Below are 22,294 nucleotides of genomic sequence, written 5' to 3'. Positions count from 1 at the left end.
GGTGTCGTTGGCGATGGCCAGCGCCTCGGCCTCGTCCTTGAAGGTGGTCACCCCGACCACCGGGCCGAAGATTTCCTCCTGGAACACGCGCATCCGGTTGTGGCCCTTGAGCAGCGTCGGCTGGATGTAGTAACCGCTGGCCAGGCCGCCCTCGAGCTCCTCCGCGGCGCCGCCGGTAAGCACCTGGGCGCCTTCCTGCCGGGCGATCTCCAGGTAGGACAAAATCTTGTCGAACTGCTGCTCGGACGCCTGGGCGCCGACCATGGTGTCGGTGTCCAGCGGGTTGCCGCGCTTGATCTGCTGGACCTTCTTCATCACCTCGTGCATGAACGGCTCGAAGATGGACTCCTGGATCAGTGCGCGCGACGGGCAGGTGCACACCTCGCCCTGGTTGAAGAAGGCCAGCACCAGGCCCTCGGCGGCCTTCTCGATGAACGCCGGTTCGGCCTGCATGATGTCTTCGAAGAAGATGTTCGGGCTCTTGCCGCCCAGCTCCACGGTGCTGGGGATGATGTTCTCGGCCGCGCAACGCATGATATGCGCGCCCACCGGGGTCGAGCCGGTGAAGGCGATCTTGGCGATGCGGGTACTGGTGGCCAGCGCCTGGCCCGCTTCCTTGCCGAAGCCCTGGACGATGTTCAGCACGCCCGGCGGCAGCAGGTCGCCGATCACCTCGGCGAAGACCATGATCGACAGCGGCGTCTGCTCGGCGGGCTTCAGGACCACGCAGTTACCGGCGGCCAGGGCCGGCGCCAGCTTCCAGGCCGCCATCAGCAGCGGAAAGTTCCACGGGATGATCTGCCCGACCACGCCCAGCGGCTCGTGGAAGTGGTAGGCCGCGGTGTGCTCGTTGATCTCGGCGGCGCTGCCTTCCTGGGCGCGGATGCAGCCGGCGAAGTAACGGAAATGGTCGGCGGCCAGCGGCACGTCGGCGTTGAGGGTCTCGCGCACGGCCTTGCCGTTGTCCCAGGTTTCGGCGACGGCGAGCTTTTCCAGGTTGGCTTCGATGCGGTCGGCGATCTTCAGCAGGGTGTTGGCGCGCTCCTGCACCGAGGTGCGGCCCCAGACATCGGCCGCGGCGTGCGCGGCGTCCAGCGCCCTTTCCACGTCTTCGGCGCCCGAACGTGGAAACTCGGCGATCACCTCACCGTTGACCGGCGAGGTATTGACGAAATACTCGCCTTTGACCGGCGGCACGGATTCACCGCCGATGTAGTTGCCATAGCGCGGCTTGAATGAAACGACGGCGCCTGCGGTACCGGGTTGGGCGTAGATCATGATGGGGCCTCTCTTTCTGCCTGTCGGAGCCTGCGCCGGAAGGTGCGCAGGACATGGGCCGATCTTAGGCAGCGCCCTCTGGCCTGCGGTATGCCCCCATGGCAGCGGAGAACTCCTCATTTGGTAGTAGATGCCAACGACGCTGCCGCTGCGCTACGCAGCGCATCCTGGGCATTGAGCCGGGCAGGATGCGGCTTCCGAAGGCACCGAAGCCGCCGGGTCTCACCTTGCCGTGGACAGCACCGGCTCCTGATCGAGCTGCTCGACTTCCCAGCCACCGCCCAGCGCGGCGATCAGCAGCACGCTGGCGGTCAGGCGGTCGCCGAGCAGGGTCAGGTTGGTGCGCTGGTTGTTCAGCGCGGTGGTCTGCATGGTCGCCACGCTCAGGTAGTCGACGGTGCCGGCGCGGTACTGGTTCTCGATCAGCCGCAGTGATTCCTGCGCCGACTCCAGCGCTTCGCGCTGCACCAGCGCCTCCTGCTCCAGGACGCGTAGCTGCACCAGGTAATCCTCGACTTCGCGAAAGCTGTCGAGCACCGTCTGCCGATAGCTGGCTACGGTCTGGTCGTAGCTGGCTTCGGCCCGCTCCAGTTCGGCGCGGCGGCTGCCGAAGTCGAGCAACGTCAGCGCCAGCTGCGGGCCCAGCGACCAGAAACGGTTGGGCACGCTGAACAGGTCGCTGAAGCTGCTGTTGCGGTAGCCGCCACTGGCCGACAGCGTCAGGTCCGGATACCAGGCCGCCTCCGCGACGCCGATGTTCGCGTTGGCCGCCATGACCAGGCGTTCGGCCGAAGCGATGTCCGGGCGCCGCTCCAGCAGTTGCGAAGGCACCGCCAGCGGCACCGCGGGCAGCGCAGGAATGTCCTGGCGCACGGCGATGCCCAGCTCCGACGGCGCGACGCCGATCAGCACGGCGATCGCGTGTTCCATCTGCGCCCGCTGCCATTGCAGGTCGATCGCCTGGGCCTGGGTGCTCTTGAGCTGGGTCTGGGCCTGGGTGACGTCGGATTTGGGCACGATGCCCGCGCGGTACTGGTTCTCGGTCAGGCGCAACGAGCGTGCATAGGCCTCGACGGTCTGCTCCAGCAGGCGCTGGTGCTCGTCGATCACCCGCAATTGCAGGTAGGTCTGCACCAGTTCCGCCTGCAGGCTCAGCCTGACCGCGGCGAGATCGGCGGCGCTGGCCTGCATGTTCGCCCGGTTGGCCTGCAGATTGCGCCGCAGCCGCCCCCAGATGTCCGCCTCCCAGGAAGCACCGAGCCCGGCCTCGTAGCTCTCGCCGACGCCGCTGCCGAAGCTGCCGGTGGTCGCGTCCGAGCTGCTGCCGCCCTGCGCCGAACGGGTGACCCCGAGGCTGCCGGAAACGATCGGGAACAGCTGCGAACGCGCCCCGCGGACCAGCGCACGGGCCTGGCGATACTGCGCCTCGGCGGCGGCCAGGTTCTGATTGGAAACGTTCAGCCGCGCCACCAGGCCGTCCAGCTCGGCATCGCCATACAGCTGCCACCAGTCGCCGCGGTGCAGCACGTCGGCCGGCGCTGCGCTCTTCCAGCCTTCGGCCTGTTTGAATTCGCCGGCCATGGGCAGGTCCGGTCGCTGGTAGTCGGGGCCGAGGGTACAGGCGCCCAGCGACAGGGCGAGGACGGCGATGGCCAGCGGGCGCAACGCGGGATACGGGGGCAACGGGCTCATAGCGAATTTTCCAGGGCGGCGTCGGTGCGCACACCGCGCCAGCTGTTGAAACGATGACGCAGGCGGTCCAGGTACAGGTAGACCACCGGCGTGGTGTAGAGGGTCAGGATCTGGCTCAGCAGCAGCCCGCCGATGATCGTCAGGCCCAGCGGCTGGCGCATCTCGGCACCCTCCGCGCCGCCGAGCAGCAGCGGCAGCGCACCGAGAATGGCGGCCATGGTGGTCATCAGGATCGGCCGGAAGCGCAGCAGGCAGGCCCGGCGGATCGATTCGGCCGGTGACAGCCGCTCATTGCGCTCGAACTGCAGCGCCAGGTCGATCATCAGGATGGCGTTCTTCTTCACCACGCCGATCAGCAGGAACAGGCCGAGCAGCGAAATCAGGCTGAACTGATCGCCGGTGAGGATGATCGCCAGCAGCGCGCCCACGCCCGCCGACGGCAATGTCGAGAGGATGGTCAGCGGGTGAATGTAGCTCTCATAGAGAATGCCCAGCACGATGTAGACCAGCAACAAGGCGCCGAGAATCATCAGCGGCTGCCCCTCCTGGGCGCTCTGGAAGGCGCTGCCGGTGCCGCCCAGGCGGCCCTGCACCTCGCTCGGCAGGCCGATGGCGGCGACGGCGCGTTCGATGGCGAGCGTCGCCTGATCGAGGCTGACACCGGGCGCCAGGTCGAAATCGATGTTCTCGGCGGCGAACTGGCCGTCATGGCTGACCCGGTCTTCCTCCAGGCTGCGCTCGTAGCGGGCGAAGGCGGCCAGCGGCACGCGGCGGCCATCGCTGGTGACGACGTGGATCTGCTCGAGCACCTCGGGATACTGCGCGTAGCTCGGGTCGATCTCCATCACCACCTGGTACTGGTTGAGCGATTCGTAGATGGTGGAAATCTGCCGCTGGCTGAAGGCGTTGTTGAGCAGCGTCGTGACCGTGCTCATGTCGATGCCCAGGCGCTTGGCGGCGTCGCGATCGATCTTCAGGCTGATCTGCTGGGCGCCCTCGCCGTCGTTGGCGTCGATGCTGGTCAGCTCCGGCAACGCCGCCAGCGCCTGGTTGACCCGCGGCACCCAGGTGCGCAGGTCGGTGAGGTCGCTGGCCAGCAAGGTATAGGCGTAGGCCGAGCTGCTCTGCCGGCCGCCGCCGAACTGCAGGTCCTGGTCGGCCATGAGGAACATCCGCCCGCCGGGCACCTTGGGCTGGTTCTCGCGGATGCGCTCGATGACCTTCTGCGCGGAGAGGCCGCGTTCGCTCAGCGGCTTGAGCCGCACGATCATGAAGGCGTTGTTGATGCCGCCCTGCCCGCCGATGAAGCCGGCCACGCTTTCCACCGCGGGGTCGGCCAGCACCGCCTGGCGGAAGATTTCCATCTTCGGCTGCATCACCTGGAAGGACATGCCGTCGTCGCCGCGGATGAAGCCGGTGAGCTGGCCGGTGTCCTGCTGCGGCAGGAAGGTCTTGGGCACCTGCACGTAGAGCACCACGTTCAGCGCAATGGTCGCCAGCAGGCTGAACAGCGTGATGCGCCGATGACGCAGGGCCCAGCCCAGCGAACGGTCGTAATGACGCAGCAGCCATTGGTGGGCCTCGTGGCTCCAGCGCTGCAGGCGGCTGTCCCTCTCCGGCTCATGGGGCTTGAGCCAGCGCGCGCAGAGCATCGGCGTCAGGGTCAGCGACACCAGCAGCGAGACCAGGATCGCCGCGGCCAGGGTGATGGAGAATTCGCGGAACAGCCGCTCGACGATGCCGCCCATGTAGAGGATCGAGACGAACACCACCACCAGCGACAGGTTCATCGACAACAGCGTGAAACCGACCTCGCGCGTGCCGATATAGGCGGCGCGCAGCGGCGGCACGCCGTCGTCGATATGCCGGGCGATGTTCTCCAGCACCACGATGGCGTCGTCCACCACCAGCCCGGCGGCGAGAATCAGCGCCATCAGCGACAGCACGTTGAGCGAAAAGCCGCACAGGTACATCACCGCGAAGGTGCCGACCAGCGACACCGGCACCGCCAGCGCCGGAATCAGCGCGGTGCGCAAGCGGCCGAGGAACAGGAAGACCAGCACGATGACCAGGCCCACGGCGATCAGCAGCGTACGTTCGGCCTCGTGCAACGTCGCGCGGATCACCGGGGAGCGGTCCATGGCGATATTCAGGTCGACGCTGCCGGGCATGATCGCCTGCAAGGCCGGCAACTCGCTGCGGATGCCCTCGATGGTTTCGATGATGTTGGCGCCGGCCTGGCGGTTGACGATCAGCAACACCGCCTGCTCGTTGTTGAAGAAGCCGCTGTTGTAGCGGTCCTCCACCGAGTCGCGAACCTTGGCGACATCGCCCAGGCGCAGCGTGGCACCGTCCTGGTAGCGGATGATCAGCGGGGTGTAGTCGGCGGCGTGGTGCAACTGGTCGTTGGCCCGCACCTGCCAGTGCCGGTCGGCATCCTCGATCATGCCCTTGGGCCGGCGTACGTTGGCGTTGGCGATGGTCTGGCGCACCTCGTCGAGACCCACACCGTACTGCTCGAGCTGCTGCGGTTGCAGTTCGACCCGCACCGCCGGCAGCGAGCTGCCACCGACCTGGATCTCGCCGACGCCGGGCACCTGCGAGAGCTTCTGCGCCAGGATGGTCGAGCCGATGTCGTAGAGCTCGGCCTTGTCCAGCACCGCGGAGGTCAGCGAAAGCACCATGATCGGCGCCTGCGAGGGGTTGATCTTGCGGTACGTCGGCATGCTGCGCATGCCGCTGGGCAGCAGGTTGCGCGAGGCATTGATCGCCGCCTGCACATCGCGCGCGGCACCGTTGATGTCACGCTCCAGATCGAACTGGATGATGATCCGCGTCGAGCCCTGGCTGCTGCGGCTGGTCATCTGGCTGACCCCGGCAATGCTGCCGAGCGAGCGCTCCAGCGGCGTCGCCACGCTGGAGGCCATGATTTCGGGGCTCGCCCCCGGCAGGCTGGCCTGCACGGTAATCACCGGGAAATCCATGTTCGGCAGCGGCGAAACCGGCAGCAGGCCGAAGCTGACCCCACCCAGCAGCAGGATCGCCAGGCTCATCAGCATGGTCGCCACGGGGCGGGCGATGAAGGGGGCGGACAAATTCATAGCTGCAGGCTGCAAGCTACAAGCTGCAAGTTAAAGGCGACTCGCGGCTGTCCGGATCGAGCGCGAGTTTTCTGACGCGCCGCTTTTTTCTTGTAGCTTGAGGCTTGCAGCTTGCAGCTCATACCCCGACCTCCCGCCCTACTCCATCCCGTCGGGCAAAGCGATTACCGAGCCGATCGAAGAACAGATAGATCACCGGCGTGGTGAACAGCGTCAGCAGCTGGCTGAGCAGCAGCCCGCCGACCAGTACCAGGCCCAGCGGCTGGCGCAGTTCGGCGCCGGAGCCGGAGGCCAGCATCAGCGGGATGGCGCCGAACAGCGCCGCCAGGGTGGTCATCAGGATCGGCCGGAAACGCAGCAGCGCGGCGCGATAGATGGCGTCCTGCGGGCTCATGCCCTGCTGCCGTTCGGCTTCCAGGGCGAAGTCGATCATCATGATCGCGTTCTTCTTGACGATGCCGATCAGCAGGATGATGCCGATGATCGCGATCAGCCCGAGGTCGTTGCCGGTCAGCAGCAGTGCCAGCAGCGCACCGACCGCCGCCGACGGCAATGTCGAGAGAATGGTGATCGGGTGGATGTAGCTTTCGTAGAGCACGCCGAGCACGATGTACATGGTCACCACCGCGGCGAGGATCAGCAGCAGGGTGCTGGACAGCGAGGCGCGGAAGGCCTCGGCCGCGCCCTGGAAGCGCGTCTGGATGCCCGCCGGCAGGCCGATCTGCTGCTCCACCGCCTCGATCACCTCCACCGCCTTGCCCAGCGAGACGCCTTCGGCCAGGTTGAACGACAGGGTCACCGCCGGGAACTGGCCGATGTGGTTGATCAGCAAGGGCGCGTTGCGCTGTTCCAGCCGCGCCAGGCTCGACAACCGCACGGGCGTGCCCCCTTCGCTCTGCACGAACAACTGCTCCAGTGCCTGCGGCCCGAGCCGGTTGCCCGCCTCGGCCTCGAGCACCACGCGATACTGGCTGGCCTGGGTGAAGATGGTCGAGATCTGCCGCTGGCCGAAGGCATCATAGAGCGCATCGGTGATGTCCGAGACCTGGATGCCCAGGCGCGCGGCGGCGTCGCGGTCGATGTCCAGGTAGATCTGCAGGCCGCTGCTCTGCAGGTCGCTGGCGACGTCGGTGAGCTCCGGCCGCTCGCGCAGCGCCTCGACCAGGCGCGGCGTCCACTCCTGCAGCAGTTCGCTGTCCGGTGTTTCCAGGCTGAACTGGAATTGCGTACGGCTGACCCGATCCTCGATGGACAAATCCTGCACCGGCTGCAGGTACAGCTCGATGCCCGCCAGCTTGGCCAGCTCCGGGCGCAGGCGATCGATCACCTGGCTGGCGGTCAGGTCGCGCTCGCCATGGGGCTTGAGGTTGATCAGCAGGCGGCCGCTGTTGAGGGTGACGTTGTCGCCATCCACGCCGATATAGGACGACAGGCTGGCCACCGCCGGATCGGCCAGGATGATCTTGGCCAGTTCCTGCTGGCGTTCGCTCATGGCGCGGAACGAGATCGATTGCGGCGCCTCGCTGATGCCCTGGATCACGCCGGTGTCCTGCACCGGGAAGAAGCCCTTGGGCACCGCCAGATAGAGGACGACGGTGAGTCCCAGGGTCGCGACGGCCACCAGCAGGGTCAGCGTCTGGTGCCCGAGCACCCAGGTCAGCCAGCGCGAGTAGCCGCCGATCAGTCGCTCGACCCAGTCCGGTTTGGCCTCGGCCGCGGTTTGCGCCTTGAGCAGCTTGGCGCACATCATCGGCGTCAGCGTCAGCGACACCACCAGCGAGATCAGGATCGCCACCGCCAGGGTGATGGCGAACTCGCGGAACAGCCGGCCGACCACGTCCTGCATGAACAGCAGCGGGATCAGCACGGCGATCAGCGAGAAGGTCAGCGAGATCAGGGTGAAGCCGATCTGCCTGGCGCCCTTGAGCGCGGCGTTCAGCGGCGTCTCGCCCTCCTCCAGGTGGCGGGCGATGTTTTCCAGCATGACGATGGCGTCGTCCACCACGAAGCCGGTGGCGATGGTCAGCGCCATCAGCGTCAGGTTGTTCAGCGAGAAGCCGCAGAGGTACATCACCGCGAAGGTGCCCACCAGCGACAGCGGCACGGCGATGGAGGGAATGACGGTGGCCGAGAGCTTCTTGAGGAACACGAAGGTGACCATCACCACCAGGAAGGTGGCCAGCATCAGCTCGTGCTGCACGTCGGTGACCGCGGCGCGGATGGTCTGGGTGCGGTCGGTGAGCACCACCACGTCGAGCCCCGCCGGCATGCTGGCGGTCACCTCCGGCAGCAACGCCTGGATGCGCTCGACCACCTCGATGACGTTGGCGCCGGGCTGGCGCTGGATGTTCAGCAGCACCGCCTGGCTCTGGTTGGCCCAGGCGGCGAGGCGCTCGTTCTCGGCGCCGTCGACGATCTCGGCCACGTCCTTCAGGCGCAGCGTGGCGCCGTCCTGGTAGGTGAGAATCAGCTCGGCGTATTCCTCGGGCGTCTTCAACTGGTCGTTGGCATCGAGCATGGACACGCGGGTCGGGCCGTCGAAGTTGCCCTTGGGCTGGTTGACGTTGGAACTGGTGATCAGCGAGCGCACGTCGGCCAGGGACAGGCCGTAGGCGGCGAGCGCTTCGGGATTGGCGCGGATGCGCACCGCCGGGCGCTGGCCACCGGCGATGCTGACCATGCCGACGCCGCTGATCTGCGCCAGTTTCTGCGCCATGCGGGTATCGACCAGGTCGTGCAGTTGCGGCAGCGGCAGGCTGTCGGAGGTCACCGCCAGGGTCAGCACCGGCGTATCGGCGGGGTTGACCTTGTTGTACACCGGCGGCGCCGGCAGGTCGTTGGGCAGCAGGTTGTCCGCCGCGTTGATCGCCGCCTGGACTTCCTGCTCGGCCACGTCCAGCGCGACCTCCAGGGAAAAGCGCAGGGTGATGACCGAGGCCCCGCCGGAGCTGGTGGACGACATCTGGGTCAGCCCCGGCATCTGCCCGAACTGCCGTTCCAGCGGCGCGGTGACGGCGCTGGTCATGACCTCGGGGCTGGCGCCGGGATAGAGCGTCATCACCCGGATGGTCGGGTAATCCACCTGCGGCAGCGCGGCTACCGGCAGCATGCGGTAGGCAATCAGCCCGGCCAGGAGGATTGCGACCATGCTCAGCGTGGTCGCCACCGGCCGAAGGATGAACAGCCGGGAGATGTTCATTGCGTCTCGCGCTCCGCGGCTTCGCCGCCGCCGAGCACCGGATTCTCCGCGGCCTGTTCGGCCATGCGGCGGCTGTCGACCACTTCGACCTGGCTGCCGTCGCGCAGGCGGTCGGTGCCTTCCATCACGATGCGCTCGCCCACCTGCAGCCCTTCGAGCACCACGGTCGTCTCGCCATTGCTCGGCCCCGCTTCGAGCAGGCGCATCTCGACCTTGTCATCGTCGCCGACGACGTAGACGAAGGTGCCGCGCGAGCCGAACTGCAGCGCCGCGGACGGAATCAGGATGGCGTCGGTGAGGGTCTGCACGCGCAGGCGCACGTTGACGAACTGATTGGGGATCAGCAGTTCGGCCTCGTTATCGAAGCGCGCCTTGAAACGCAGCGTGCCGGTGGTGGCGTCGATCTGGTTGTCGATGCTTTCCAGCACGCCCTCGCCGAAGAGTATTTTCTCGCCGCGATCCCAGGCCTGCACCGCCAGTTCGTCGCCCTGCCGGTAGCGTGTCAGCACCGGCAGCAGATCGCCCTCGGGCAGGGTGAAGCTGATCGACATCGGCTGGGTCTGGGTGATCACCACCAGCGGCGTGGTGTCGTTGGCCGCGACCAGATTGCCCACGTCCAGCTGGCGCAGCCCCAGGCGGCCATCGATGGGCGAACGGATCTGGGTGAATTCGAGGTTCAGGCGCGCCTCGTTGACCGCCGCCTGGTTGGCCGCCAGGGTGCCCTGGTACTGGCTGACGAGCGCCTCCTGGGTGTCCAGGGTCTGCTTGGCGATGCTGTCGTCGGCATACAGGCCGCGATAGCGCTCGAGGTCGACCTGGGCGTTCTTCAGCTGTGCGCGATTCTGCTGCAGCGTGCCTTCGGCCTGCTGCAAGGCCACCTGGTAAGGGCGCGGATCGATCACCGCCAGCAGATCGCCGGCACTGACCCGCTGCCCTTCCTCGAAGCGCAGCTCGACCAGTTCGCCGCCCACGCGGCTGCGCAGATTGACGGTATTGAGCGGGGTGACGGTGCCGAGCGCCTTGTTGTAGACCTCGAACGCGCCCTGCTCCACCTTCGCCACACGCACCGGCACCGGGCCGGCGAACGCGCCGAAGCCCGGCCGGCCGCCGGGAGGCGGCGTTTGCGCGGCGCTCGGCCACAACCACCAGATCAGCAGCGCGACGATCGTAACGGCGATGAGGAGGAACAGCCAGCGAAGGCGGGAACGAGCGGAAGTGGAGTGAGCCTCGGACATGAACAGTGTTCGCTTGAAAATGAGCGTGAACGATAAGCAGTCGGGGGCCGCTCGCAAAGGGCCTTTACGGCATTTTTACGTATCGACACATATGGACGGCGGCAGTGTCGAACGCCACTGCCGCCCGGAACCATGCAGATAGCGCTCAGTCTATCTACTGGTCCTGGCCCATGAGCCAGACGCCCCGGGGCAGCGAGCATGCCCCGCCAGCACTCGAATCGGACGTTGTCGTGTCGTTGTCATAGGACCAAGGAATGAATGCATCGCTGGCCATCCTGGCGCTTACCGTCGCCAGTTTCCTTCTCGGTTTTCTTCGCGATCTGTTCATCGCCCGCTCCTTCGGCCTCAGTTGGGAAGCGGACCTCATCTTCGTCGCCCTCATTCTGCCGCTGTTCTTCGAGAACTTCCTCGGCCTGGCCCTGCGCGATGCGATGATCCCCTACCTGCAGAAGCTGCGCTGTCAATCGCAGGCCCTGTTCGAGTCGGTGGCCCGCTGGCTGTACTGGCGGGTCATGCTGATGGGCGGCGCCGCCTGCGCGCTGATCGTTCTGTCCAGCTACTGGGTTCTCAACCTGCTGGCGCCAGGGTGGACGCCGGAGCAGGTGGCCGATGGTCAGTTGGTCTTCTGCGTCGGCGCATTGCTCATCGCCGTGCAGGCCGCGCTGTATTGCCAGGGGGCACTGCTGAACATGGACAACGTGTTCATCATGCCGATGACCCGCACCCTGCTGCTCAACGCCGGCGCGATCGTCGGCATCCTGCTGTTCGAGCCCAGCGGGATGGTGATCTTCGTCGGCATGCTGCTGCCGCAGATGGCGCTGATCGTCGTGCAACATCGCCGCATCCGCTATCTGCGCGGGGACGCGATGCCGCTGGAGAAAGGCCACGGCAGCCAGTTCGGCCTCGCCTTCGCGCCCGTGCTGGGGGCCGCCGGTGCCCAGCAGGCATGCATCCTGGCCGAGCGGATGTTCGCCTCGTTCCTCGAGGAAGGCAGCATCACCATGCTGTCCTTCGCGTTCCGTATCGTCACGATACCGCTGACCCTGTACGCGATGTCGGTGCTTTCCGTACTGTTCCCGCGGTTTTCTTCCAGCTGGAACGACAACGACCATCGCGGCCACGCCGTCGTGATCCGCAAGGGCCTGCTGGCCACCCTGCTGTTCCTGGTGCCGGCCACGGTGGTGCTCTGTTCCTCTCCCGTGGCGGTGGTTTCGGTCCTGCTGGAGCGCGGCGAGTTCGGCCCCGCGCAAACCCAGGCCACCGCTTCGCTGATGGTGATCTATGCCTTGGGGCTGCCGGCGATGGGGCTCGCGCTGCTCTGGGGCCGCGCCCTGCTCGCCCAGCATCAGGCCCGGCTGTTCCTGGTGATCACCCTGATCAGCTCGGCGATGACCATCGGCCTCGATGCCGCGCTGTACCGCGCGTACGGCGCCGCGGGACTGGCGACGGCCTTCTCCTGCGGCGCCGCATTGCAGGCGCTGTTCATGGGGCTCTATGTCTATCGCGCCTCACCCAAGGGACTGGGCGTGGCCGTGCTGGCGCGCTGGCTGGCCACCGCCGCCGCACTGGCCGCGGCCCTGCACTACCTGCCCGAGCCGCAAGGCCTGCTGCAGCTGTGCCTGTATATCGGCCTGGTGCTGGTGGGGTTCGCCGCCGGGGTGACGCTGCTCGGCGAGCGTGACCTGTTCAAGCCGCGCTACTGGTCGATGCGCAAGACCTGAGCATCGAGAGGAAGCCCTGTAGGGTGCTCCAGGTAGGGTGGGCTTCAGCCCACCACGACACCCGTGCAGGCTACGGACAAACCTTATCTGATCGACATTGGGCAGCTGTCGTTCGACAGCTGCCTTCTTGCTTCTGAGCGGATGCGTTGTCACCGCCCCGTCGTTGCGGCGACGCGGCGCGATCGGTGTGGCGGGGAGATGCTCAGCCCCCCAGGGCGAGCATTCCCATGGTGCTGACCGGCGTGTTCCAGGCATCGGGCCTGGCGTTGGCGTCGGTGAGCCGCTTGCGCTGCTCCAGGACGATGTCCAGCGCGCGGCTCGGCAGGATGTCGATATCGTCGAAGGTGATCAGCTGGCCGGGCTCCACGGCGCGTTTGAGGGCCGTCTTGCGCAACAGGCCGATCGGCACGTGGTCGGGATGCTGGGCGAGCTTGAGCGCTTCGCCGCGGAACTGGAAGCCACCGATGCCGCGCTCGATCAGCTCGCCGGCCTTCATCGCGCGCTTGGCGATGGCACCGACACCCAGGGTCGGCTCGGTGGAATTGTTGAGCAGCACGCCGCCGCCGCCGAGGACCCGCCGCACCGTCTTGCCGACCTCCAGCGAGCAGAGGTGGAACGGCCGCACCAGGGTATAGAACGGGCCACGACCGAGCTTGAAATACTCGATGGCACGCGCCTGATCCTCGTCGTGCCGGCCCACCAGGAACACCCCGCCAGCCGAGTAGCCGGACGGGATCACGTAGTCGACGATCGGCTGCCCTATGCGTTCGGCCATCATCGCGAGCAGGCTCGCGCTGTCGTCGAGATTCGTCGAGGCCAGGCCCTCCATCCCCTGCCGGGTGATGGTGGCGCCAAGCCCGTTGCCGATGATCACCTGTTCGATCTGCACCTTGGTGCCATCGGTGAACGAGGTGGTCTGATCGACGCTGATTCCCTGGCGGTTGGCCCAGTAGGCCATGTCTTCCGGCGAAGGATCGTGATTCAGGTAGCCCTTCATGTTGCCGTAGACCAGCGGTTGGAAGCCCATCAGCAAGGCATCCTCGCGCAACGCGGCGAGAGAGCCCGGCTGGTCGCCTTCGGCTTCGGTGAGCAGGCCCTTGCCCGCGAGATAGGAGCCCGTGGTCACCTGCAGCTCGGCATTGACCGTCACCACCGGCAGCCCTGCCTCGAACGCGCGCTCGATGACCGAAGTGCCGTGAAAGACATCGCCGCTGCATTCGACGATCAGGTCCGAGTGGTCGATGAGCTCGTCGAGCGAGTGGGTGAGTGCATTGGCCTGCGGGAAGCCGGTCATGGAGGAAAGCGGGCGACGGGTCAGAACGCGGGAGATCTCCATGTCCGGATAGTGCTGCTTGATCAGCCTCACGAAGCCGTGGGCGATCATTCCCGTTCCGGAGACACCGATTTTCTTGATCTGTGAGGTAGGCATAGCTGAATCCGTTCAATGGGCATCAGGCTCTATGACAGCAATGGGACAAAAAGATTTTTTAACAAAATGGCCTTTTGTTACCGATTGCCGGCGTCTGCTCACCCTGAATCCAACGAAGGGCGGCCCGCATGAAGCTAGTGCCCGCGCTGGCGTTCCGCTAATTGAGGACGACAAGCGGCGCAGGGTACTTCGTTGGTTTCCCGTCGCCAGAAAACGCGACGGCGAGCGCCCCCGAAAGAGCACTCGCCGTCGTATGTGCCGCCGTGCGGGTCAGGCCAGCGAAGCGATGGCCGCCTCGTAGTTCGGTTCGGTACCGATCTCGCCGACCAGTTCGCTGTAGAGGACGCGATCCTGTTCGTCGAGGACTATGACGGCACGGGCCGCGACACCGGCCAGCGGGCCGCTGGCGATCGCTACGCCGTAGTCCTCGAGGAATTGTGCGCCGCGCATGGTGGACAGGCTGACGACGTTCTCCAGGCCCTCGGCGCCGCAGAAGCGCTTCTGCGCGAATGGCAGGTCCGCGGAGATGCACAGCACGACGGTGTTGCTCAGCCCGCTCGCCTGGGCATTGAACTTGCGCACCGACGTGGCGCAGATCGGCGTGTCGACACTCGGGAAGATGTTCAGAACCTTGCGCTTGCCGGCGAACGCCGACAGCTCGACATCGGCGAGATCGGTGCCGACCAGGCGCAATGCCTTGGCCTGCTGGCCGGCTTGCGGAAAGTCACCGGCGACCTGAATGGGCGCGCCACGTAGAGTTACCTCGGTCATGTTTCGTTCCTCGCTAGGTGTGCATGTGAAAAAGAAAGGCCGTGGAGTCATTCGCCTCCACGGCCCGCAAGACAGAACCAGTGTAGCTGCCGGAGCGGCGGGGGCTCATCCCCGCAGCGGTCATCCCGCCGCTCCGGCGCCGGTCATCAACTGCGCGCGAAGTATTCCTTGGTCAGCTTGACCACCACCGGGCTCAGCAACAGCAGCGAGATCAGGTTGGGAATCGCCATCAGGCCGTTGAGGGTGTCGGCCAGCAGCCAGGCGAAATCCAGCTGGGCGATGGCGCCGAACGGCACCGCGACGACCCAGATCAGGCGGAACGGCCAGATGGCCTTGGTGCCGACGAGGAACTCCCAGCATTTTTCGCCGAAATAGCTCCAGCCGAGGATGGTGGTGAAGGCGAATACCACCAGCGCAACGGTCAGCAGCGCCCCGCCGATACCCGGCATGGCCGACTCGAAAGCCGCGGCGGACAGGGCCGCGCCGCTCTCGCCGCTGGTCCAGACACCGGTGCAGATGATCGCCAGGCCGGTCATCGAGCAGACGATGATGGTGTCGATGAACGTGCCCAGCATGCCGATCATGCCCGAACGCACCGAACTGGTGGTGGTCCCGGCCGCCTGGGCGATACCGGCGGTCCCCAGGCCCGCCTCGTTGGAGAAGATGCCGCGCGCCACGCCGAAACGGATCGCGGCCATCACCGCCGCACCGGCGAAGCCGCCGGTGGCCGCGATCGGCGTGAAGGCATGGGTGAAGATCAGGTTGAAGGCGGCGGGAATCGCCTCGGCATTCACCACCAGCACCACCGCCGCGGCAATCAGATAGGCCAGGCACATGAACGGCACCAGTGACGCCGCGACCACGCCGATCCGGCGGATGCCGCCGAGAATCACCAGGCCGACGATCACCATGGTGCCCAGGCCGGTCACCCACAGCGGCACGGAAAAGGTGGTTTCCAGGGCATGGGCCATGCTGTTGACCTGCACCATGTTGCCGATGCCGAAACCGGCGAAGCCGCCGAAGATGGCGAAGGCGGTACCGAGCCAGATCCATTTCTTGCCCAGGCCGTTCTTGATCGCGTACATCGGCCCGCCGACGTGCTCACCGCGGTCGTCCTTCTCACGGTAGTGCACGGCCAGCACCACTTCGCAGTACTTGGTCGCCATGCCCACCAGCGCGGTACACCACATCCAGAACAGGGCACCGGGACCACCGAGGAAGATCGCCGTGGCGACGCCGGCGATGTTGCCGGTGCCGACGGTGGCCGCCAGGGACGTCATCAGCGCCTGGAACGGGCTGATTTCACCGGTGGCCGAGTCACCCTTGGCGCGGCCGCGCCACATCAGGGCGAAACCGGTGCCGATGCGGGTCAGTGGCATGAATTTGAGCATGATCATCAGGATCAGGCCGGTCCCCAGGATCAGCACCAGCATGGGTGGGCCCCAGACGAGGGCATTGACGCTGTTGACCAGGTTGTTCAGGAATTCCATTCGAGGCACCTTATTTTCTTATTGCGAGTCGCACTCGCGTGAGTATCGCGCCACCATGGGGACCGTTGAAAACCATGACGCTCGTGACGATGGTTTTCGACGGCCAGGTAACGACGAGTTCCGAGCCACCGCCAAGGTAATGACGGTCGACATCAAAGCCACCATTGCAAGACTCATGCTAGGGTCTGTACGGCAATCCCGCGCAGGGGCGGAGAGCGGATGCTACCACTGCCTCGGCCCTTGGGCGCGGGCCGATTGCGCCAGATTCGGCGATCGGAGCGACGAAGGAAATCGACCGGACGGTCAGGGTTTCCCGGCACCGACGCTCCGGCATCCGCAGGTCGCACGAAAAGCGAGCGTAGTCAAAATTGGTGCGCACGCCAGTCGGCATACGCCCCAGAACAGGGCGACGACCGAGCCCGCACCTGCAAAAAAGGCAGCATGTACACACCGAACCCGTAGGAGACGCCTGCGCGTCTTCGATGCAGCGCTGTCGGATAGCAAACAGGGTGCAGCCCCGAGAAAGCCGCCTGTGCACCCCGCGCCCGTAGGAGCCCGGGGGGACGCCGAGTCCTTGCCGGCGATCATCGGCGTTGCGGCCGATCGCCCGCAAGCGGGCGCCTAGCGGTGGGGCAAAAGGATAATCCGCGTTCATACCCGGCAGACGCGTGGGCAAGGCTTCGCCGTTGCCCACCCTGCGAACTGGCGAAAGCTCTAAAAGTTATCCAATAAAAACAAAGCGTTATTTATGTTTGATGAGAGCCAGCCCCACGGGAGGCCAGCCTGCGCAAAGCGGATCGCCGAGCCTATTGGGTTCCACCGAGCTCGAAAAGCCCGCCGACGCAGTGGCCATATCGAAACGGCAACAAAGCCCTAGAAATCGCGCCGATAGAACAGATCCAGCGAGCTGGCCAGGCCACTGGCCGCCTCGAGAAAGATTCGCCGGGTCAGTTGATAACGCAGCCCGATGGTGTTGGACGGCTCGAATACGCCGACGCCATAGCGCAGCGCCAGGCGATCGGTCAGCCGGCCGGTCGCGACCACGCTGGTGTCGGCGCCGGTACCTTCGGTATCCAGCTGGAAATCCTGGATGCCCAGTCGCTGCGCCAACCCACCGGTGATCGACGAGCTACCGGCCAGGCCCAGCCCCAGCGCTGCCTGCGCGAGCAGGTTGCTGTCGCCGGTGTCGGCGCCCAGCGGCCGGCCCAGGATGAGATAGGCCAGCGCCTGTTCCTGGCTCATGGCGGGTTCGGCGAAGACGTCGATGCGTGGCTGCTCGGTGCTGCCGGTGATGCGCAACCCCGCCACCACGTTTTCGGCATCGATACGCCGGATCGCCTCGATGTTCAGGAAGGGCTGGCTGATCACCCCGGTGAACAGCAGCTCGGCGCGGCGAATGGTCAGGCGCTGGCCGTAGGCGCGGTAACGGCCGTTGTTCAACTGCAGTTCGCCGCGCGCATCCAGGTTGTCGCCGATGTGCAGGTAGCCGGCGAGATCGGCGGTCAGGCCGAAGCCGGAAAAACTTAGGCGGTCCTGGCCGACTTCGACGTCGATATCCATCTTCACCGCCATTGGCGTCGCCGGCTCTTCGGCCTCGCGCCCGACGATCACGGCGTCCTCCGAAACCCGCACGGTCGCCGGCGGCAGTTCGCGCACGGTGATCGCGCCGCGGGGCACCTCGACGCGGCCACTCACCGCCAGTTGCTGCCCGCTCAGGACGATGCGCAGATCCGGCTCCACTTCCAGTTCCGCATAGGGCTCGACCACCACCGGCAGGCGACTGCCGCTGAGCTGCATATCCAGATCCAGCGCCTCGGCCCAATCCAGCGTGCCGGCCAGATTGCCGCGTCCCTGCTCGCCCGCGCGCCAGTCGCCGTCGATGCGCAGGCGTTCGCCTTCGATCAGCAGGCGGACCTGCAGGTCCTCGAAGGTGGTGGGTAACTCGGTACCGGCTATCTCGCCGCCGCTGAGGGTCAGTTGGCCGTCCAGTCGCGGCTGCTGCAGGCTGCCGGAGAACTGGCCGCTGCCGTTCAGCTCGCCGTTGAGACGCTCGACCATCGGCACGAACGGGCGCGCCACGGCCAGATTCAGGCCGTTCAGGCGAAACTCGCCATTCAGGGGCTTGAGCTCATGGCGCGGATCGATGCGAGCGTGCAGCTCCAGCTCACCCAGCTCGCCGCCCTGGAAACGCAGTTCGCTGTCGATCCGCTCGGGCAGCAGCCGGCTGTTCAGCGCCAAGACGTCGTAAGGGAAGTCGTACCACTCGTCGCCCTCGCGCATGCGCAGCACGCCAGCGCCGGCATCGATGCTGACTCGGCCGTTGGGCCCAGCCGCGGGCAGGTCCAGCTCGATATCCGCGTTCAGCTCGCCCTGCCAGGCGAAGTCGTCGGGCAGGTAGCCGGCCAGCGTCTGCAGCGGGAAATCGCGCAGACGGTAGCGAATGCGCGGGTCGGGCATCAGCCGCTGATCTTCCGCGCAGAGGCTGGCGGGGCCGGACAGCCAGCAATGCGCGCCGAGATCGAGGCGGCCCTCGGCGAAACGCCGAAGCGCCGCGGGTTGCTGCAGACGCCAGTCCTGCTGCTGCGCGCTGAGCTCGCCGCGCAACAGGCGGCCGCGCCAGTCGCCGTCGCGCAGGCCGCCGTCGAAGGCCAGCGCCAGGTCCAGCAGCGGCCCCTGCAGTTGCACGGTGGCCTGATGCCGCTCGCGGGTGCCATCGGCCTCCAGTTGCAGCGCGCCGAGATCGGTTTCACCGGCGCGAATCCGCTCGGCGCTCAGGGTCAGTTGGCCGCGTTCGCCTTCGGCCAGTCGCGCGTCGAGGCTGAGCCGGCGCAGCCGGTTGTCCTGATAGCCGAGGTTGCGGCCGCTCAGCTCGGCACGCCCTTGTGGCGCCGAAGGGGTGCCGCCGAGCCCGATCTGCCCGTTCAGTTGCCCGCTCAGGCCAGGCCAGAGCTGTGCCAGCCGGCCGAGTTCCAGTTGCAGCTGGCCGTCCAGGGTTTGCGCCCAGTTGCCCTGGCCATGGATACGGTTGTCGCCCATGCGCAGGTCGATGCCGGGAAGGACCCAGCGCCCGTCCTCCCCGCTGGCCTGCAATTGCAGGCGGGTCGCCTGGCCGCGCAGGCGGCCGGCGATGTCGAGGGCGGCTTCGCCCTGCAGCCGCTCGCCGCGCAACGACCCGCGACTTTTCAGCGAGCCGCCGAGATTGCCGGGCAGCTCGGCAACCCAATAGGCGGGATCGAGTTCGCTCAGAGCCAGGTCGGTGTTCCACTCGATCCCATCGGCGAAACCGATGCTGAGCGAGCCGCTGACACTGCCCTGCCCGGCGCGCAGCTGCAATTGCGGCAGATGCACCGTTTCGAGATTGCCGCTGACCGGGCTGGCCAGGGTGAAGTCGCCCGCCGGCCCGCTCATGGCCGAGTCGAAATGGCCGAGGTAGTTGCCATTGTCGTACTGCAGCTGGGCCGTCAGCTCGCGCAGCGCCACTGGTGGCTCGTCGATCTGCGGATAGAGCCGGCGCCAGGGGAAGTCCCGCCAGGCCAGCTCGGCGTTCGCGGCAAGGCCCTCCTGCCAGTCGATATCGCCACTCAGGCGCACCCGGCGTTGCTCGCCGGCATCCAGCTCGAGGACGTCGAGCCGCGCCCCGCTCGCCTTGACCAGTCCTTCCACTGCCAGCCGCACGGTGCCGCCCTCGCCCGGTAAACGGCCGGTGCCGAGCAGCCGGTAGCCGTCTTCGAGGTTTCCGCTCGCCGCCAGCTCCAGCCCGTCCAGGCGCAGGGTATCGGGCAGGTCGGGCATGGCCTTGAAGCCGTCGGCGCTGAGTTTCAGCGTCGCCGGGAGCTGCGGGTCCAGCGGGCGCAACTGGCCGCTGAGGGCACCGTCGAGATAGCCCTGGCTCTGCACGGCGAGCCGGAGCTGCTCGCGCAGTTCGCCCTCCACGTCGATCTTCAGCGCCCAGGGTCGTTCGTCCGGCGACCGCAGCGCCGCCAGGCCCTGCAGCGTCAGTGGCCAGTCACCCCGGGGTTGCAGCCGACCCTGCATGTCCAGGTCGAGGTCGTCGCGGCGCAGCGTCAGGCGCTGGATGTCGAGTCCTGCGGCGCGCCAGTCCGCCTGTAGGGTCAGGCCTTGCAGCTGTTCGGCATCGTTCAGGCGCAGCCGGCCGATCTCGATACGGCCGACCTGCAGCGCCAGCGGCAGGTCGATGTCGGGCAGGCTGAAGGGCTCGGCGTCCGGCTCCGGCTCGGCGGGCGGAAAGACCAGTTCGATATCGCCGGCGACCAGCTCGTCGATGCACAGGGTTCGCTTCAGCAGGCAGGCCGGCGACCAGGCGAGACGCGGTCGCTCGACCTCGACCCGGTTATCGCCCTGCTGCCACAGCAGCCGCTCGGCCTGCCAGCGCCGGCCGAGGGTTCCGTCGAACGCCTCGACGCTCAGCCCCGGCACCTGGGCCAGCAACCAGCGGCTGCCGCCGGTGGTTCCCAGCAGCGCACCCAGGCCGACGATCAGCAGCAGGATCGCACCGAGCAATGTCCAGCCGAGGCCCCGCCAGGCCCGCCTCACAGTTCCGGCCCCATGGAGAAGTGCAGACGCACGCCGCCCTCGCCGTCGAGCGGATGCGCCAGGTCGACGCGTATCGGCCCCACCGGCGAAACCCAGCGCACGCCTGCGCCCACGCTGCTCTTGAGGGTCGGGAACTCCAGCGAGTTGAAGGCGTTGCCCTGGTCGACGAAGGTCGCGATGCGCCAACGTTCGGCGATCGAATACTGGTACTCGGCGCTGACGGCGAACTGGTAGCGACCGCCGATCCTGTCGCCATCGGAATTGGTCGGCGACAAGCTCTGGTAGTCGTAACCGCGCACGCTCTGGTCGCCACCGGCGAAGTAGCGCAGCGACGGCGGCACGTTGACGTATTCGTCGGTCCAGTTGCCGCCGAGCTGCACGCGACCGAGCAAGCGGTGGCGCTGGCCGAGCGTGGTCAGGCCGCGGAGCAGCACGTTGGCGTGGATCAGGTCGGCATCCGAGAACACGCCATCCTTGGCTCCCGCCACCTCGAACTGCAGGCGGTAGCCCCGGCTCGGATCGATGCGGTTGTCGCTGCGCAGATAGCTGTAGGCGACGCCGGGCATCAACAGGGTGCTCAGGCCCGAATCGTCGCCGAGGCGATATTCCTCGTGCTGCCACTTCAGCGACAGCACCCGCTGCCAGCCACTGGGCAGTTGGCTGTGCCATTCCGGCCCGACCTTGAGCAGACGGCTAAGACTGTCGGTGCCGGCGATTTCTTCGTACTGGTAGCCGCCGACGAAACGCAGCTTGTCGGTCAACGGAGGGTCGAGCGGGATGTCGTACCAGAGCCCGACGTTCTGCCGCGGCGCCGACAGCTCGGTTTCGGCGCCGTAGCTGTGGCCCTGGGGATTGACCCAGTGGCGCGTCCAGTTCAGCCGGATACGCGGCCCCACGTCGGTGGAGTAGCCCAGGCCCAGGCCGAAGGTGCGCGGCTTGCGGGTGGCCAGCCGGACCGCCACCGGAACCCGCTGCTCGCTGGCGCTGGCGGGATTGGCATCGACCCGGACACCCTCGAAATAACCGCTCGACTGCAAGGCCTGGCTGAGTTCGGCGATCAGCTCGGAGTCATAGGGGGCATCGGCCTTGAACGGCACCATGCGCATCAGCAGGTCGTCATCGAACGGTGCGTCGCCCTCGAAACGCACATCGCCCAGGCGATAGCGCGGGCCGCTGTCGAACACCAGTTCGACGTCCGCCGTGTTCTCCCGCGGATCGACCGCCAGGCGCTGCTGGGTGAAGCGCCCATCGAAATAGCCGTAGCGCGAGGCCTGGTTGAGGAACTGCTGCTTCACCTCTTCGTAGCGGCCATGGTTTAGCACGTCGCCCTGGCGCAGGGTGCGCCCGGCCACCTGGAAAGCGGGAAATTGCGCCGCCGGCCCGTCCAGGCGCACCTCGACGTTGCGCAGGCGCACCGGCTCGCCGGTACGCACCCGCAGGATCAGCGTCGGCTCCTCGCCTTCGCTCACGTCACTGCGAATCCGGCTGCGGTAATAGCCCAGGGCCTGCAGCGCCTTTTCCGCCTGGCTTTGCGCGACGCGGCTGTAGCGCAGCAGCTCGCGGGCGTCGCGGTCACCCAGCTCGCCGATGTAGTTTTCGATATTTTCCCGTAGCGCCCGGTTCGCAGGCTCGAGACGAACGTCAAGCTCAGCGGCGCCGGCACCGATCCCGGTCAACATCACGATTGCGGCTACCAGCGGGCCGAGTCGGTTCGATTTGCACATGGCGCGCAATGCTAGCATGACGGCAAATCCGAGCGCGGCGGTAAGGCAAGCGTTAGAGCGATCGTACGGGCGTCCGGGCATGGCTGGCATCGTCGGTTGT

General features: G+C 66.8%; 11 protein-coding genes. 1 reads left to right on the top strand and 10 read right to left on the bottom strand.

The annotated features are described in order from the left end of the window. From IN820_RS05270 to IN820_RS05250, 5 genes are all read right to left on the bottom strand, one after another. A partial coding sequence (locus IN820_RS05270; protein WP_193679971.1) for an aldehyde dehydrogenase family protein occupies positions 1-1,278 on the bottom strand: 1,278 nt, incomplete at its 3' end. Positions 1,279-1,500: 222 nt separating this feature from the next. After that, the gene (locus IN820_RS05265) at positions 1,501-2,970 is read right to left on the bottom strand and encodes an efflux transporter outer membrane subunit (RefSeq protein ID WP_328822074.1); all 1,470 of its coding nucleotides are present in this window, start codon (positions 2,968-2,970) and stop codon (positions 1,501-1,503) included. Beyond that, positions 2,967-6,071 (bottom strand): efflux RND transporter permease subunit, encoded by a 3,105-nt coding sequence (locus tag IN820_RS05260; protein WP_193679970.1) that lies wholly within the window; start codon positions 6,069-6,071, stop codon positions 2,967-2,969. The genes IN820_RS05265 and IN820_RS05260 overlap by 4 nt, the downstream gene beginning before the upstream one ends. 118 nt (positions 6,072-6,189) lie before the next feature. Then, positions 6,190-9,270 carry an MdtB/MuxB family multidrug efflux RND transporter permease subunit gene (locus IN820_RS05255; RefSeq protein WP_193679969.1) on the bottom strand — a complete coding sequence of 1,027 codons (3,081 nt, stop codon included), beginning with the start codon at positions 9,268-9,270 and terminating at the stop codon, positions 6,190-6,192. Next, positions 9,267-10,505 (bottom strand): MdtA/MuxA family multidrug efflux RND transporter periplasmic adaptor subunit, encoded by a 1,239-nt coding sequence (locus IN820_RS05250; RefSeq protein ID WP_193679968.1) that lies wholly within the window; start codon positions 10,503-10,505, stop codon positions 9,267-9,269. Before IN820_RS05250 ends, IN820_RS05255 begins: the two co-directional genes overlap by 4 nt. Positions 10,506-10,759: 254 nt before the next feature. Here IN820_RS05250 and murJ point away from each other — a divergent pair, with 254 nt between their 5' ends. After that, on the top strand, positions 10,760-12,226 hold the full coding sequence (gene murJ / locus IN820_RS05245; RefSeq protein ID WP_193679967.1) for a murein biosynthesis integral membrane protein MurJ: 1,467 nt from the start codon (positions 10,760-10,762) through the stop codon (positions 12,224-12,226). 202 nt (positions 12,227-12,428) lie between these two features. Here murJ and IN820_RS05240 read toward each other — a convergent pair whose 3' ends face one another. The 5 genes from IN820_RS05240 to IN820_RS05220 all read right to left on the bottom strand — a co-directional run bounded on the left by IN820_RS05240 (position 12,429) and on the right by IN820_RS05220 (position 22,149). Next, on the bottom strand, positions 12,429-13,610 hold the full coding sequence (locus IN820_RS05240; RefSeq protein WP_193680012.1) for an NAD(P)-dependent oxidoreductase: 1,182 nt from the start codon (positions 13,608-13,610) through the stop codon (positions 12,429-12,431). A gap of 315 nt (positions 13,611-13,925) precedes the next feature. Next, positions 13,926-14,426 (bottom strand): thiol peroxidase, encoded by a 501-nt coding sequence (gene tpx, locus IN820_RS05235; protein ID WP_193679966.1) that lies wholly within the window; start codon positions 14,424-14,426, stop codon positions 13,926-13,928. 146 nt (positions 14,427-14,572) lie between these two features. After that, positions 14,573-15,916, bottom strand: a complete 1,344-nt coding sequence (locus tag IN820_RS05230) for an alanine/glycine:cation symporter family protein (RefSeq protein WP_193679965.1) — start codon at positions 15,914-15,916, stop codon at positions 14,573-14,575. 873 nt (positions 15,917-16,789) lie between these two features. Then, entirely contained in the window at positions 16,790-20,470 is a 3,681-nt protein-coding gene (locus tag IN820_RS05225) for a translocation/assembly module TamB domain-containing protein (RefSeq protein ID WP_193679964.1), read from the bottom strand. After that, positions 20,467-22,149 carry an autotransporter assembly complex protein TamA gene (locus IN820_RS05220; RefSeq protein ID WP_235989079.1) on the bottom strand — a complete coding sequence of 561 codons (1,683 nt, stop codon included), beginning with the start codon at positions 22,147-22,149 and terminating at the stop codon, positions 20,467-20,469. The genes IN820_RS05225 and IN820_RS05220 overlap by 4 nt, the downstream gene beginning before the upstream one ends. Positions 22,150-22,294: the final 145 nt, after the last annotated feature.

It is taken from the genome of Pseudomonas lopnurensis (genome assembly GCF_015070855.1).
Classification (GTDB): domain Bacteria; phylum Pseudomonadota; class Gammaproteobacteria; order Pseudomonadales; family Pseudomonadaceae; genus Stutzerimonas; species Stutzerimonas lopnurensis.
This window is presented reverse-complemented; position numbering and strand designations above follow the sequence as displayed.